We start from the raw sequence: 13,632 nt of genomic DNA, 5'->3' as shown, positions 1-13,632 counted from the left end.
GATCGAGATATGTGCAACGACCCATTAAATTAATATAAGAGGCTATATCTTAGGAATTAAGGCTGATGTTCATTCAACCAATTGGTTAAATCTGAGGCTTCTGAAAAATCCAGCAGCGCCTCTCCTAAATCCTCTAATTCTTCTACGGATAAAGTCTGAATTTGCTCGGTTGTTTCAGGTGCGATCGTACCGATACGTCGAATCAACAGACGACTGAGGAACGACAGCGCCTCATTTTTCCTTCCTTCAAGGAGGCCATCTTCGCGAATTTCTTGGTAAATCACAGAACCGCGCATAGTTTCCTTCCTAAATAGTTGTCTGATTAAGTCTTTTTCAAATCTCAAACCTGCGAGCACTTGGGTGCAAGCGAGTAAATCCGCTTGTTGAGTAGGTTCTTCTATTGTAGCAATCTGAGTAGCTATTTGCTCTAACAAAGTTCGCGGCGAGTTGGTTTGAGATAGTGTTGCGAGTGGGAGCAAGCCGGGGACTGACAGCAGTAAAGCGGGGTCTTGTTCCCAGAGGCGAATAACTCGATATCCGTGTCGGGTGTTCGCGTCTGTGTACTCCGATACAAAAACTTGTTCTGAGGCTGTTTGCTGCAAAAAGATTACTACTTGATTGATGGAACAGGAGTATTGCCGTTTGAGCCTGACGTAGTAGTCTAGCATCCTGAAGGCGATCGGCGGGTCGGAGTAGGGTCTGGTTTCAAATTCCAGATGCAGGATTTGGTTATCTGTTTGCAGGAAAACGAGAGAATCGGCTCGGATGGGCTCTTGAATTAGTTCGGTTTTGAGTACCTGAACGCTGGTGGGTTCGTCAATTGGTAGCAGCCAGCGGACGAAGGCTGCGGGGAATTTTTCGGCTAGATATTTGCAGGTGTTGTCGTAGGCCAAGAAAGTTGGGTTGTGAGAAAGGTTATTTACAAGAGTTTAACTCTAGGAGCATCTATCTGAGAGGAGATTTTTGGGGAATTTGGGGAAAGTCCTTACTTTTTATCACTTTTTATCACTTTTTATCACTGACAAAGATGCGATCGAGTTGATAAAGTATTTCACTAATAGCTCGCGAGCAGTGCTCCATAGGTAGCAATATAGAATAATGAATAAGCGATTAAAACTGATATTTCTAACATCTAGCATTATATGCACAGTGCTTTTTCCTTCGGCAAGCTGGGCGCGGACTGTGTTGCAAGAAATTCAGCAAACAGGAGTTTTAAAAGTTGGGATTAGAAAAGATGCTGTGTTTTTTGGCTATGAAGACGGACAAGGCTGGAAAGGCTATTGTACAACTTTTGCAGGTGCACTAGCAAACAGCCTCAGCCGACAACTAAACAGAAATGTTAATGTAGTGGCAGTCCGTTCTACTATTCAAAATCGCGAGGCGCTCGTGAGAAACGGAAATGTGCATATAGAGTGTGGGCCTAACACAATCAGCAGCGCTAAAGAACAAGTCGAAAATATTAAGTATTCTCAAGCATTTTTTATTACAGGTACACAGTTGCTTGTCAAAAATCAAAATAGAAACGTCAACTTGTCAAATACAAGTATTGGCGTCCTTCAAGGTTCTGCTAATTTAGCAGCAGTTGCCAGAGTATATCCTCGTGCTGAAATAGTACAGTTTACCGAAAGATATTTAGGCATAACAGCAGTATCGAACGGTAAAATTACTGCATTTGCGGGCGATACGGTTCTTTTGGTAGGAGAAGCAGTCAGACAAGGATTGCCTGTAGATACTTTTGCTTTATTGCCCAGCCAACCTCTTTCCTGTGACGTATATGGGATGATACTTCCCGCTAACGATTCTCAGTGGCAAAATTCTGTTAATTCTTTCATTAATAGCAGTGAAGGAAAACAGGCTTGGGGTACTTGGTTTGGAGAATTAGTGCCTTATCTCAAAGCAACTATTGATTATTGCAGTAGATAATCAAACCGTTGGTTGCTTCTATTATTCAATGCTTTGTTAAGTAATTTTTATGAACGAACAAGGAATAATCAAAACCCTAGTATGTGGAGTAATAGTAGCTATTGTAGGATCGTCAATCCATATTTTTCAGAGTGAAATTAAACAATGTATTGGTTGGCAAGCAGGTTTCTGCCCTCTGACTAATGAGATTACATACGAGACTGGTAGTAGATATAAAGGTGATATTTTAAATAGTAAGCCACATGGTAAAGGAGTATGGACTTCTGCCAAGGGTGCTCGCTATGAAGGGGAGTTCAAGGTAGGGAAATTCAATGGTAAAGGCGTGTTTACTTATACCAATGATAGTCATTACGATGGGGAATGGCTCAATGATAAAAAGAATGGTAAAGGGGTATTTACTTATACGAATGGCGATCGCTACGATGGGGAATGGCTCAATAATAAAAGAAATGGTAAAGGCTTGTTAATGTATGCGAATGGCGATCGCCTAGAAGGTGAGTGGAAAAATAATAGTTATATCAAGGGTGTGTATATTTATAAGAATGGCGATCGCTATGAGGGAGACTGGAGCAATGACGGAACAAAGCGCAATGGCAAAGGGACTTTGACCTATGCTGATGGTCGGCGTTATGTAGGTGAGTTTCGTGACAACGAAATCAATGGTAAAGGAAATATGACTTACCCTAAAAACAATGAGACACAAAGTTATGACGGTGAGTGGAAAAATGGCAACTATAACGGTGTAGGTACTATTATTTGGTCTAATGGCGATCGTTATTCCGGGAATTGGCTTTATGGAAAATATTATGGCTATGGAATATACACATGGGCTAATGGCAATCGCTTTGAAGGGCAGTGGCAGAATGACAAGGCCAACGGTTTAGGAATAATTATATATTCTGATGGCACTCGTAAATCAGGAAATTGGAAAAATGGTGAGTTAATTTCATCACCTAGCCCTTCACCAAGTCCCTGATAGTAAAAAACACGCCCTTGAATTACGATCGCCCCTTCACTCCTAAAAGCGCTCGCACCTCATCACCCTCACCTTTCTACAACCTTCTCCCATCGCCTGCTTTAAAGGTTTTTGAAGCGCGATCGCCCTTAACAAATAATAAAAAGCCCGATCGCTCAATCGTCCCTTAAAGCCGACAGTGTTAAGGAATGAAAATCCGACCAACTCCTATATAGTTTTCGATGTAAAGTACAAGCTCAATCAAGCGATCGACACATTGCTCCCGATAGTCACGCTCAGCCACTCGATCGATGTTTCCGAGAGTAACAACAGGTAGCGAAGTTGGTGAACTTTCTTCACGAATAACTTGCTCTAACGAATCTGTTCCTTTCATACTGCGATTTGCTGTCAGCAGAATCATCTGGTTGTCTTGAGCAAATCGCCAAACTATTCGATCGCTACTATTAATTGGTAACTGAACTTCTTCAAAAATCACGAAGCGAATCGATAGTAAATCAAGCCAACCTCCGGCAGTTATGCTGCCAAAAAGCATGAGAGCTTGCCCCTCAATATTATGGTCAATTATAAAAATCATCAGCTTGATACAGCAAGTCTAGCTTTTCGTGCCTGAAGTTTTGCCCAAGCTGCCTCTCGATCGGGCTTTGGCGGCATTCCTGCAATCTGAGCGAGTCGATCGCGATTGCGATCTTCCCAATACTGCCGGATTTCTTCTGCCTGTTGCAAAACTATTTGATACTCTGCCTCTACTTCAGTACGATTTGCTTCAATATAGGACATTGCTGCGTTGAATTGTTCGTCGGTTATGTAAAACTGATTGTGGATTAGCTTGGGTGGATAGCCAGCGCAGATGTAATCCATGAGTTGATAAAGTGTAATCCGCGTACCTGCGATCGTGAGTCCGCGCTCGGTGCGAATAATGGTTGATTTTCCGCTTGATACCGAAGTCATAGTTGTAACCTTTAAGCGATTATCTTCATTTTACCTTACTGTATCGACTCATAAATTCTCGCCCTCCAATTCAAATCCCTTCCACTCCATCATACTTTCAAAGATTCTCGCTGCTGCTCCCTAGTAGGCACGACCTAAGCAGTATAAGGTCTAACATCAGGCGGTTGAAGCCCCAAAACAATTGATTTAGCCGGAACTCCCGCTGCAACTAACTCCTCAGCAATCAGGCGATCCGTATTATTTGCTTGAATCCACACCTGACCGTCAATAATATCAATATGAATCACGCAATGGTGAATGCGCTACTCATTAAACCAACCTATATTTATTAACATATAACGGTCATTTTCCAAATCAAAAATTATTTCATTTTGGGTTCTACTGTCAAAAACGGGAATCTCAGCGTATTCAGTAAGGAGCTGCTTAACAAGTTTGCGATAATTATTTAAGCTATCCATTGTACTATTTCCTCTATTTTTTGGTTGAAAACAACCAAATTTAGACGGTTATTATCTAGCAATATCTGACCCAAATTTTCTCCTTCACAAAGCTCTGTAAAAGCATTTAGTGGAATTGCCAGATACAGTTGTCTTTCTGATTCCGTCCGTTTTAAGATGTCATAGTAAAGAGTATATTGACCCAAAGCTTGCTCTAAATCTGCAATTCTAGACTCTCCGATCAAACTTTTAACTTCAACGGCTATCTTGCGATCGTTGTTCTTAGCAACTAATAGCTGTTCGGCACCAAGATCGATAGGTTTCTCTTCGCCCAAGCCAAGGTATACGGATCGTGGGTAATTGTCCAGCCAGCCTTAATGAGAGCCTGTTTGACAACTTGATGATAAATGTCTCTTGCTGGCACGATCGCTCTCTTTTGCGATCGAGGTTGACACTGACTATTATTTATAATGTGCAGAAGTCTCAACCATTATTCGAGAAATTCAATCTGAAACAACACGATCGCCCGTTAGCGAAGCCCTCGAAGAGGATCGCCCTACCCAAATAGTCCTGCACCCACGTCGAGGCCAGAAACCGGGTTTATTCGTAGATTTCTAGTTGAGAATATGCGATTTTTCATAGAAACCCGGTTTCTTCGCGTAAGTCCCACCAAATCAAAAATATTGCCACTGTCTAAATATAATTAAAATTTGTTAAGATTAACTCGACCTCAGCGCCGGCATCCCATCCGCCGCTAAACCTGCCCTTCCCCAGTCCCTACAACAATGCTGCGACTCGAACACATCAGTAAAATTTACCCCACAGGCGTCGTACTCAAAGATGTCACCTGGGAAGTCAAACCGGGCGATCGCATCGGCTTAGTCGGCGTTAACGGTGCCGGTAAATCCACCCAACTCAAAATCATCGCCGGCGAAATAGAACCCACCGCAGGCGAAGTCATTCGCCCCGCCAGCCTCCACATCGCCTACCTCTCCCAAGAATTTGAAGTCGATCCAACTCGCACCGTCAAAGAAGAATTTTGGCGCGCCTTCAGCGAAGCCAACGAAGTCCACGAATCCCTGATGCAAGTCCATCGAGACTTGGAAAACTCCTCCCCTGAAAATCTCGACGAACTGATCCACAAAATGGATCGGCTGCAACGGCAATTTGAAGGCTTAAACGGCTACGGTTTAGAAGCCCAAATCGAGAAAATTCTGCCCGAAATCGGATTTGAACCCGAAGATGGCGATCGATTAGTCAGCGCCTTCAGCGGCGGCTGGCAAATGCGGATGAGTTTGGGCAAAATTCTCCTCCAAAAACCCGACATCCTGCTGTTAGACGAACCTACCAACCACCTCGACTTAGAAACGATCGAATGGCTGGAAGTATACCTCAAAGGGCTGACAACCCCAATGGTAATCGTATCCCATGACCGAGAATTTCTCGATCGGCTCTGCACCCAAATCGTCGAAACCGAACGCGGCGTTTCCAGCACCTACCTCGGCAACTACTCCTCCTACCTGCTGCAAAAAGCAGAAGCCAGAGAAGCCCAACTCAGCGCCTACGAAAGCCAGCAAAAAGAACTCGAAAAACAGCAAGCATTCGTAGAAAAATTCCGCGCCAGCGCCACTCGCAGCACCCAAGCCAAAAGCCGCGAGAAACAGTTAGACAAAATCGAACGCATCGAAGCCCCCACCGGCGGATTAAAAACTTTGCATTTCCGCTTTCCCCCCGCACCCCGCAGCGGCCGCGAAGTAGCAATAATTGAAGATTTGGTGCACACCTACGGCGAAAAAATCCTATTTTTGGGAGCCGACTTATTAATTGAAAGGGGCGATCGTATAGCCTTTCTAGGTCCCAACGGCGCGGGCAAATCCACCCTGCTACGACTGATTATGGGTTTAGAAAAGCCTTCTGAAGGTACGGTAAAATTGGGAGGCCACAACGTCATCCCCGGTTACTTTGAACAGAATCAGGCAGAAGCCTTAGATTTGAATAAAAGCGTGATCGAAACCATTCACGACGAAGTACCCGACTGGAAAAATGAAGAAGTTCGGACTTTGTTGGGGCGGTTCTTGTTTACCGGCGAAACAGTATTCAAACAGGTTGGCGCTTTAAGCGGCGGCGAAAAAGCCCGCCTAGCTTTGGCAAAAATGCTGTTGACTCCCGTGAATTTGCTGATTTTGGACGAACCGACAAATCACCTCGACATTCCGGCGAAAGAGATGATGGAAGAAGCGATTCAGAATTATGACGGTACCGTAATTATCGTTTCGCACGATCGCTATTTCATCTCCCAAGTCGCCAACAAAATAGTCGAAATCCGGGATGGAGAGTTTCGCCCTTATTTGGGAGATTACCACTACTATCTCGATAAAATAGCCGAAGAAAAAGAGCTAGCAAAAATCGCCAAACTTGAAGCTGAAAAAGCGGCTAAAAAAGCTGAAAAAGAAGCGAAGAAAAAAGCAACAGCTAAGCAAAAATAAAGCGGCAACGGTCGTAGATAAACCTTACATCTGCGTTCATCTGCGTTCATCTGCGGTGAGAAATAAAAAATCCCTATTTCTCACCGCATATTCTATTAATAATCTGATTCGCCTGCGACTCATAACTCCCACCAAACAAATTAAAATGATTCAAAATGTGATATAGATTATATAAAGTTTTGCGCTGCTCGTAGCCTCCATCCAACGGCAAAACCTGATTGTATCCTCGATAAAACTGCGGCGCAAACCCGCCAAATAACTCCGTCATCGCGATATCAACTTCTCTATCTCCCAAATAAGTTGCTGGGTCAAAAATGACCGGTTCCCCCGCAGATGTCACCCCCGCATTTCCCCCCCACAAATCCCCGTGAACTAGCGAGGGTTGAGGTTCATAACCTGCTAACAACTCAGGAATCATCTCTAATAAACGTTCCCCTTGCGGAAAATGACCGCCCCGACGCCTAGCCAATTTTAACTGATAACCAATCCGATGTTCTGCCCAAAATTCTGCCCAATTGGCCGTCCAATTATTAATTTGCACAGTTGAGCCGATCGTATTATTAACACTCCAACCAAAACGTCTCTTCAGCAAGGCAGAATCAAGCTCTTCTCCCCCCCAAGTGTAGGGGCGGTGCCCCCGTGCCCGCCCTGAGCTGGGGGGGGTGTATTTGTGCATTTCGGCGAGTTTTCGCCCCATTTCTTCCCAAGCTCGATCGCCCCCGCGACTTCCCAAATCCAGCCATTCCAGCACAATATAAGCGGAATTCCCCTCAGTTCCCCAGCAAATCGGCTCAGGTACTCGAATCGTCTGGGTTTCCCGCATTTGCTGCAAACCCAGCGCTTCTGCTTCAAACATCGCGACTTGGGAAGCTTGATTGATTTTCACGAAGTAAGTGCGGGAACTGCTGCTGATAGAATAGCCTTGATTGATGCAGCCACCGCTGACGGAACGGCGATTGGCGATCGAAAATGTTTCTCCGGCTGTTTCACAGATGTGCGCGGCAATTTTCTCCCACATAGCATGAAATCGTGTTTAGTGCGATCGTAATTAGTTTAACAGCTAGAGTAACAAATATCGCAAATCAAGCTTTGGTAAATTATCCAGCACTTTGATTTAAAACTGCCTCAATTTGCCTTTCTATTTCTTGAAGTTCCCGACGTTTTTCAGCCAGCCAAACTTTTTGGACCTCGCATTCTGCTTGATTTTGGCGATCGCGCTTTTCCTGCTGTTCTAATAAATTTTCCCACAGCGACATTGCTTGTGCGATAGCACCGCTACTCGTCTCAACTCTTTCTTCAAATACTGCAATAATTCTTTCGTGTATCTTATCAAAAATCGACTGCGAAGATTCGTCGAACTTCTTAAACCCTAACTCAAAGACTTTTTGCTTAATCTGAACATGAATTCCATCAACATCTAGCCATCCGAACCCAAATGAGCCACCCGCAGCACTCGCTAATCCCCCTAAAATTACTGGAATAATACCAAGTCCTGTAAACGCCAGCAATATAGCCGCGACGGCTCCACCAAGACCTAAACCACCCAAAAAACCTCCAGCACCTCCAATATCTGAGTCGATTGAGGGAGCGATATCTAGTCCACCGATACCAATTCTATCCAACTTTTCTGCTATTCCTAAGTTCTTGAATTGAGTAACAAGGCTAGTGCTAAGTCGCCGATCGAATTCTTGAAACTCTTGTCGGATTGCATAAATCTCTTCTTTAATTTTTAATTCTAAATTTTCTATTTTTTGTTTTACTATAAACTGCAATTTTTGCTCGATCCAGATATCAATTTCTTGTGTTAGTTCCAACACAAATTGATTAGCATAATTTAGAATTAATTTGTCTTGGCTCAAAATATGATTATGCTCCGAAGTCCATTTATTACTTTTTGTAGCGAGGCGCTCGCCCAATCCTTCCGCCCATTCATTCCAAGATTCAATAGCTTCTCCTACAGCTTCCTCCCTCAGTTCATTAGCTAAAATTCTAATCTTAACATCGCGGCCGCTTGCTTCCGCCATTTGTTCAAAAATCTTCGCCTTATCTCCTTGAGAAACTGTCAAATTTCCTTCTAACATTTCCCTATATTGACTCAATTCATCGCAGCCAGTATTAATAATTTGCTTAATTCCGGCGGCAGATTGCTGAAGAGCGATCGCCCCCCGTTCAACTGTCAAAAACTCTTCCATAGATTTAGTAAAATCCTGAAAAGATTTCACATACTCATTTTCCGTTCCGTCCAAAATTGCCTCAAGTGCAGATTGAGCCGAAATAAAATGAATCCGGTTTTCACCCACAATAAAATTGTGATTTTTAACAAACCTTTCTACCTTTTCTCTTACCTGCTTTCCGCTTCCTTCCCGGCGCAGCAAATCGGCAAAATTAACTAAAACAAAAATATTTCTCGCAGCTTCATTATCTTTACCCTGATTCAACTCTTTTTTCAAGTACAACAGGAGTTCTCGCTCTTTTTCTGTCAAAGCATTTTGAGCGTGAGTCAAAAAAATCACCGCATCAGTTGTTTTGAGAACCTGTTCGGTGACTAACGTGCGTTCCGCTTGTTCGTTCAATCCGGGAGTATCAATAATTTCTACACCATTGGTACACAATTCGAGATTCGGATGCTCGAAAATGATTTCTTTGATTTCGGAATTGACAATTTCATCTCCAACAGAACCTAAAGCAGCTTCCTCAGAAATCGATGCTTTATCTTTATATTGCTCAGGTGAAATCTCCTCTTCGCGTCCATCGTTGTATTTGCAAATTACCCGCTGATGTAGCCCGTGTTTCAAAACCGTTACCGTACCGCTACAGGGAATATCCCGCACGGGTTGAATTTCTTCGCCCAGCAAAGCATTGAGTAAAGTTGATTTGCCTTTACTAAACTCGCCGACAACAGCCACGCGGAAACATTGAGATTGCAATTTACGAGATATCTTTGTTACTTCTTCTGTTAAATTAGGAGATAGCACGTTGCGATCGCTTCCATCTCGCAGGGTTAAACCTAGTTTTCCACAAACAGCATCCAGTTGTTGCCGATACTCCTGAAAATTTTTCAACTCCTGATAGGACGAGACTGAATTTTTGTGATTTTTTTGCTGTTTCGGTTTGGCTGGCAAATGTTGGATAATGTGACTAGCAGCACGGACAAACATAGAATCGAGAGATTGAAATTGTGCTGGAGCGAGTAACGAGTGGACTTCTGCTAAAGTTGCTGTATCGCTGATTGCTTGATTGCTAAAACTCGCTTCCAAAACAGTCAAAAATCGCCCAGCAATTCCGAGTCTGTTGGCGATGTTTTGCAAATACTGTTTTTCGCGATCGTCTATTGTCCCATCTGCCGCCGACATTTGATACCCAAAACTAATCAGCAGTAGTTTTTCCTCCTCAGAAAAACACGCTGTCAGCGCCAGCAACGCCGTCACTTTATTGTAAACTTGCCGGTCTTGCACGCTCTTAACCATCGGCATTACCAATGGGCGCAAACTGTTGTTAGCGGGGATAAGTTCCGTAAAAGTTGTCCGCAATCGCTGCTTTTCCTCAGCACTTACCGTACCGTCGGCATGAATGACTCCCAACAATACCGTCACTAGCGCCGCCAGAAAAAGCAGAGGCGGAGTAATATCCTCTTTTCGTAGTTTTTGCCCAGTCAGCAGCGAAACAAGCTCAACCGTTTGCGGACTAATTAGCGAAGTGTCCATTTGCAGGGCGTAGTGATAATTTTTTTTTATTTAAACTATCATAATATATTAGTTATTCTGTGGTTTGCTACCAGGGTAAAAATTGATGATGAACTTTGTATTTCCCGCAGCGGTACAGGCTGCGATCGAGGCTGGCAAGTACGCACAAGTGTTTACATCTGCTGGAGTGCCGATCGGCATGGCGAGAGATGCAGCGACGGGACAGTTTGCGGCCCATGCCGTCGGCGCGGCCCTCAACAATAGCCCTCTCTCCCCCTTAGTCTCTCCCATGCAGCTTGTTATGGGCGGCTTGCAGATGCAGCAAATGCACATGGGCTTTCAAGCCGTCCAAGCCAGTTTGGGCGTGCTGCAAGCGACAACAGCCGTCATTGGTGTTGGAACTTTCGCCGGGGTAGCCTTGTCGGCGGTGAATTTGCACCAGACATTGAAACTAAAAAAAGCAGTTGAAAAGCTGGAAGTTAAAGTAGAAAACGGTTTCATCAATTTAGAACAACTTTTGAAAGGCCAAGGTGCGGAAATTAAGCAATTAATTTCCGAAGTTGTTGCAGATATAAAATTTGAGAACCACCGTTTAGTCTTAGTGCAGGCTTACGGGTTATTTAATCAAGCAATTCAACGAATGCGATCGGCTTTGCGACTGGAAGATATCAACCGCCGCAATGCTGAAATTGATGCGGCGCGGGGGATGTTGTTTGAAGCTTTAGCCGATTACAGAAACCCGCATTTGTTGGCAGAAACCTGTGCGGCGGGACAGTTGCGCCGATTAGAGTGCGGTTGGGCGATCGAGCAAAGTATTATCGGCACGTATCAGGTGCAGAATGAATTTGGTGCTGCGGGCGATCGGATTTCTCAACTGCAACAAAAAATCCGTCAAGACGGCCTCGGTATTATAGACTGTTGTGACTCAGACGAAGAGCTTGACTTTCTTTTTCCTGAAATTACGCGAATTCACAATCACGATTTAGCCGCATTAGACATTTGGCTTCATCAGATTGAATGGATTAAATCTTTGCCGCCAAGTGAGTTAAAGCAGTTGCAAAGTGCTGATTTTAATAAATCTGACTCGGCTGTTAAGGTGGAGAAAAACTCAGCCGCAACAGCTTTAGCAATCCCAGACGAACAGTTATTTTATGAAAATTTGCGGCCGAAGTCTCATTTTTATGCGCTTCGCACTCAACTGGAATGGATGCTCGATCGGCAGCGACGTGAAAATTATGAAGATTATATCATTAAGCAAGGGCAAATAACGGGTCATAAAAGTTTAGTAGCGTCGAATTTGGAAAAAGCCTCTGATTTTGCTGTTGCTAATCTCTTTTACTACTTCAGAGTCCGAGATGAATCGGAAGAGGAATTAGAATTAGATGCCGATCGAACTACAACTGATACCGCTACTCCTACCGTTGTTGCAGAATCTTCCCCAAGCCATAAGGTTAAGCAACAAATTTATGAAAAAGTCAAAGCCGTTGTTGCCAAGCAACTAGAAGTTGATGCAAGTGAAGTCACCATCAACGCTAATTTTGCCAATAATTTAGGAGCCGATTCTCTCGATGCAGTAGAGCTAATCATGGCGATCGAGGAGGAATTCGACATTGAAATTCCCGATGAAGCTGCGGAGAACATAGAAACGGTTCAACAGGCTGTTGATTACATTTACAAAAAAGTTGCTGTTTAAAAAGCAAAGACAGTAACCAAGTTCAAATTCCTGAAACAGAAAAAAGCACTAGAAAGACTTAAAGGTTTAATGTAATACCAACTCAGAAGAGCGATCGGTGTAGGTACACAGCACTGCCGTTTCCCTACCAAGAACTCAGGCACAGCGGAAAACAAATTCTGTACGAGCCATGTCATTTTTAGTACAACAATAATCAAAGAAAATGAAGTCTAAATCAGTTACACAAATCAGCGGTCTTCCCGGTCAATTAGTCGGTGCAGTTCCACTCCGAACCAGTGGAACTGGAACTCTTAAAATTATTGGGGACACCTTACAAGGAAATTTCACTTCATTTTTTGGCTTAGAAATCAAAGAAATTGTCATTCCCATTCAAAATGTCAAAGCAGTTGAAATTGGGGAAGGCTGTACTTGGTGGCTGCTCGGACTCGGAATTTTAACCCTCGGTTTCTTCTTCATTGGTATTATATTTATTGTGTTGGCTTTTGTTGTAAAACAGCGTTATATTGTCATTTATACAAGTAGAAATAATCTGATTCTGTTTTGTGCAAAAAATGATAAAATCAACCAGTTTCGGAACGAAATTATAGAAGCTTGTCGTCCTAAACTGAGCTATATTTCCCGACCCTCTCAGTCTCCACCAGCACCACCTTCTTTAGCCAAAGTGATTGATACTTAGCTAAATTTACCAGGGCGATTGCTATTTCTACCAAAGTGCGATCGGCTCTTCTCTTGAAGAAAGCACGAAGCGCGGTTAGAACAAAAAAGTTAGGGACATACAGTTTAAGGAGTAAAAATCTAATGCAACTAATTTTGGCAGAATTTTGTGGACGCTGGGGCTGTTCTTGGTGGGAGAACATTATCACCATCATCTTGGTTAGTCTGAAGGGTAAGGGTGCTGTACTATTGCTGGGATTATTGCTGATGTCGATATTTTTGGTCGTTCTAATATTGCTAGTAGGCTTGATAACAGCTTTTGAATTTATTGCTAGTTTTGGGAGAGACAAACAACAACCCCAAAACCCAAACAATTCTCATGAACAGGATCAAAGCATTTTATCAGCAGGAGCTAAGTTTGTCGGTCGTAGAGGAGCTAAATATTTGGGTCGTAAATTGAGAGAAGTAAACAAACATGAAGATATGAACAATCAAGATTAGTCTCAGCAAAGAGATAAACATAACAACAACCCAGATCGGTATCCTTTCTCTATTTTTTGTTTAATCATCTCAACAAACAAGGCCCTTTTCTTGATATCAGAAAGAGGCTTTATCTTATTATAAAATCCCAGGCATCGATCTATTTTCTCAGGCAGTGACCCGCCAAATATCTTCGCCACATGGGGATTTAACAACCGAGTTGAGGATGGAATCGGATTGGTGGCAGTGCGTCTGTGTAGAGACCGAAAAACTAGAAGGGTAAAAAACCCTGAAGACTGCAGAGAAATAAGTCATCATCATCACCATGTAGAAAGAGAGGTCAAGCCCTCGG

At 43.4% G+C, this 13,632-nt stretch carries 12 protein-coding genes and 2 pseudogenes; 6 read left to right on the top strand and 8 right to left on the bottom strand.

Annotation, left to right across the window (positions count from 1 at the left end; all coding sequences use genetic code 11):
- Positions 1–56: 56 nt before the first annotated feature.
- Entirely contained in the window at positions 57–893 is an 837-nt protein-coding gene (locus tag QUB12_RS09545; RefSeq protein WP_333142816.1) for an Rpn family recombination-promoting nuclease/putative transposase, read from the bottom strand.
- 205 nt (positions 894–1,098) lie between these two features.
- On the opposite strand from QUB12_RS09545, the gene QUB12_RS09540 reads away from it, so the two are divergent.
- The gene (locus tag QUB12_RS09540) at positions 1,099–1,923 is read left to right on the top strand and encodes an amino acid ABC transporter substrate-binding protein (RefSeq protein ID WP_333300287.1); all 825 of its coding nucleotides are present in this window, start codon (positions 1,099–1,101) and stop codon (positions 1,921–1,923) included.
- Between the two features lie 49 nt (positions 1,924–1,972).
- Positions 1,973–2,899, top strand: a complete 927-nt coding sequence (locus QUB12_RS09535) for a hypothetical protein (protein ID WP_333306536.1) — start codon at positions 1,973–1,975, stop codon at positions 2,897–2,899.
- Positions 2,900–3,080: 181 nt separating this feature from the next.
- Here the strand turns inward: QUB12_RS09535 and QUB12_RS09530 are convergent, their stop codons facing one another.
- From QUB12_RS09530 to QUB12_RS09515, 4 genes and pseudogenes are all read right to left on the bottom strand, one after another.
- Positions 3,081–3,473, bottom strand: a complete 393-nt coding sequence (locus QUB12_RS09530) for an ACP S-malonyltransferase (RefSeq protein ID WP_333147654.1) — start codon at positions 3,471–3,473, stop codon at positions 3,081–3,083.
- Positions 3,473–3,847 carry a DUF433 domain-containing protein gene (locus QUB12_RS09525; RefSeq protein WP_333147652.1) on the bottom strand — a complete coding sequence of 125 codons (375 nt, stop codon included), beginning with the start codon at positions 3,845–3,847 and terminating at the stop codon, positions 3,473–3,475. Before QUB12_RS09525 ends, QUB12_RS09530 begins: the two co-directional genes overlap by 1 nt.
- A 134-nt stretch (positions 3,848–3,981) precedes the next feature.
- Positions 3,982–4,305, bottom strand: a pseudogene (locus QUB12_RS09520) (XisI protein).
- Positions 4,293–4,708, bottom strand: a pseudogene (locus QUB12_RS09515) (element excision factor XisH family protein). Before QUB12_RS09515 ends, QUB12_RS09520 begins: the two co-directional pseudogenes overlap by 13 nt.
- A 361-nt stretch (positions 4,709–5,069) precedes the next feature.
- Between QUB12_RS09515 and QUB12_RS09510 the strand changes: the two are divergent.
- The gene (locus QUB12_RS09510; RefSeq protein WP_333306534.1) at positions 5,070–6,770 is read left to right on the top strand and encodes an ABC-F family ATP-binding cassette domain-containing protein; all 1,701 of its coding nucleotides are present in this window, start codon (positions 5,070–5,072) and stop codon (positions 6,768–6,770) included.
- A gap of 73 nt (positions 6,771–6,843) precedes the next feature.
- Here QUB12_RS09510 and QUB12_RS09505 read toward each other — a convergent pair whose 3' ends face one another.
- Positions 6,844–7,788 carry a fructosamine kinase family protein gene (locus QUB12_RS09505; protein WP_333306533.1) on the bottom strand — a complete coding sequence of 315 codons (945 nt, stop codon included), beginning with the start codon at positions 7,786–7,788 and terminating at the stop codon, positions 6,844–6,846.
- A gap of 79 nt (positions 7,789–7,867) precedes the next feature.
- Positions 7,868–10,474 (bottom strand): dynamin family protein, encoded by a 2,607-nt coding sequence (locus tag QUB12_RS09500; RefSeq protein ID WP_333306531.1) that lies wholly within the window; start codon positions 10,472–10,474, stop codon positions 7,868–7,870.
- A gap of 1,441 nt (positions 10,475–11,915) precedes the next feature.
- Between QUB12_RS09500 and acpP the strand changes: the two genes are divergently transcribed.
- From acpP to QUB12_RS09485, 3 genes are all read left to right on the top strand, one after another.
- Positions 11,916–12,146 carry an acyl carrier protein gene (gene acpP / locus QUB12_RS09495; RefSeq protein ID WP_333283457.1) on the top strand — a complete coding sequence of 77 codons (231 nt, stop codon included), beginning with the start codon at positions 11,916–11,918 and terminating at the stop codon, positions 12,144–12,146.
- Between the two features lie 202 nt (positions 12,147–12,348).
- Positions 12,349–12,822, top strand: a complete 474-nt coding sequence (locus QUB12_RS09490) for a hypothetical protein (RefSeq protein WP_333147641.1) — start codon at positions 12,349–12,351, stop codon at positions 12,820–12,822.
- Positions 12,823–12,944: 122 nt separating this feature from the next.
- The gene (locus QUB12_RS09485; RefSeq protein WP_333101778.1) at positions 12,945–13,301 is read left to right on the top strand and encodes a hypothetical protein; all 357 of its coding nucleotides are present in this window, start codon (positions 12,945–12,947) and stop codon (positions 13,299–13,301) included.
- A gap of 147 nt (positions 13,302–13,448) precedes the next feature.
- Here QUB12_RS09485 and QUB12_RS09480 read toward each other — a convergent pair.
- On the bottom strand, positions 13,449–13,632 hold a 184-nt coding region (locus QUB12_RS09480; RefSeq protein ID WP_333306529.1), incomplete at its 5' end, for a hypothetical protein.

The sequence above is a fragment of the Microcoleus sp. B7-D4 genome (assembly GCF_036705125.1).
Taxonomy (GTDB): Bacteria; Cyanobacteriota; Cyanobacteriia; order Cyanobacteriales; family Microcoleaceae; genus Microcoleus.
Note: the sequence above shows the minus strand (reverse complement) of the source record. Positions and strands in the feature narration are given on the sequence as shown.

Excerpts from the sequence above, each read along its gene's own strand:
- QUB12_RS09535 (WP_333306536.1), top strand. The coding sequence starts at position 1,973 with ATGAACGAACAAGGAATAATCAAAACCCTAGTATGTGGAGTAATAGTA.
- QUB12_RS09490 (WP_333147641.1), top strand. The coding sequence starts at position 12,349 with ATGAAGTCTAAATCAGTTACACAAATCAGCGGTCTTCCCGGTCAATTA.
- QUB12_RS09505 (WP_333306533.1), bottom strand. The coding sequence starts at position 7,788 with ATGTGGGAGAAAATTGCCGCGCACATCTGTGAAACAGCCGGAGAAACA.
- QUB12_RS09525 (WP_333147652.1), bottom strand. The coding sequence starts at position 3,847 with ATGACTTCGGTATCAAGCGGAAAATCAACCATTATTCGCACCGAGCGC.
- QUB12_RS09510 (WP_333306534.1), top strand. The coding sequence starts at position 5,070 with ATGCTGCGACTCGAACACATCAGTAAAATTTACCCCACAGGCGTCGTA.
- QUB12_RS09485 (WP_333101778.1), top strand. The coding sequence starts at position 12,945 with ATGCAACTAATTTTGGCAGAATTTTGTGGACGCTGGGGCTGTTCTTGG.
- QUB12_RS09540 (WP_333300287.1), top strand. The coding sequence starts at position 1,099 with ATGAATAAGCGATTAAAACTGATATTTCTAACATCTAGCATTATATGC.
- QUB12_RS09500 (WP_333306531.1), bottom strand. The coding sequence starts at position 10,474 with ATGGACACTTCGCTAATTAGTCCGCAAACGGTTGAGCTTGTTTCGCTG.
- QUB12_RS09530 (WP_333147654.1), bottom strand. The coding sequence starts at position 3,473 with ATGATTTTTATAATTGACCATAATATTGAGGGGCAAGCTCTCATGCTT.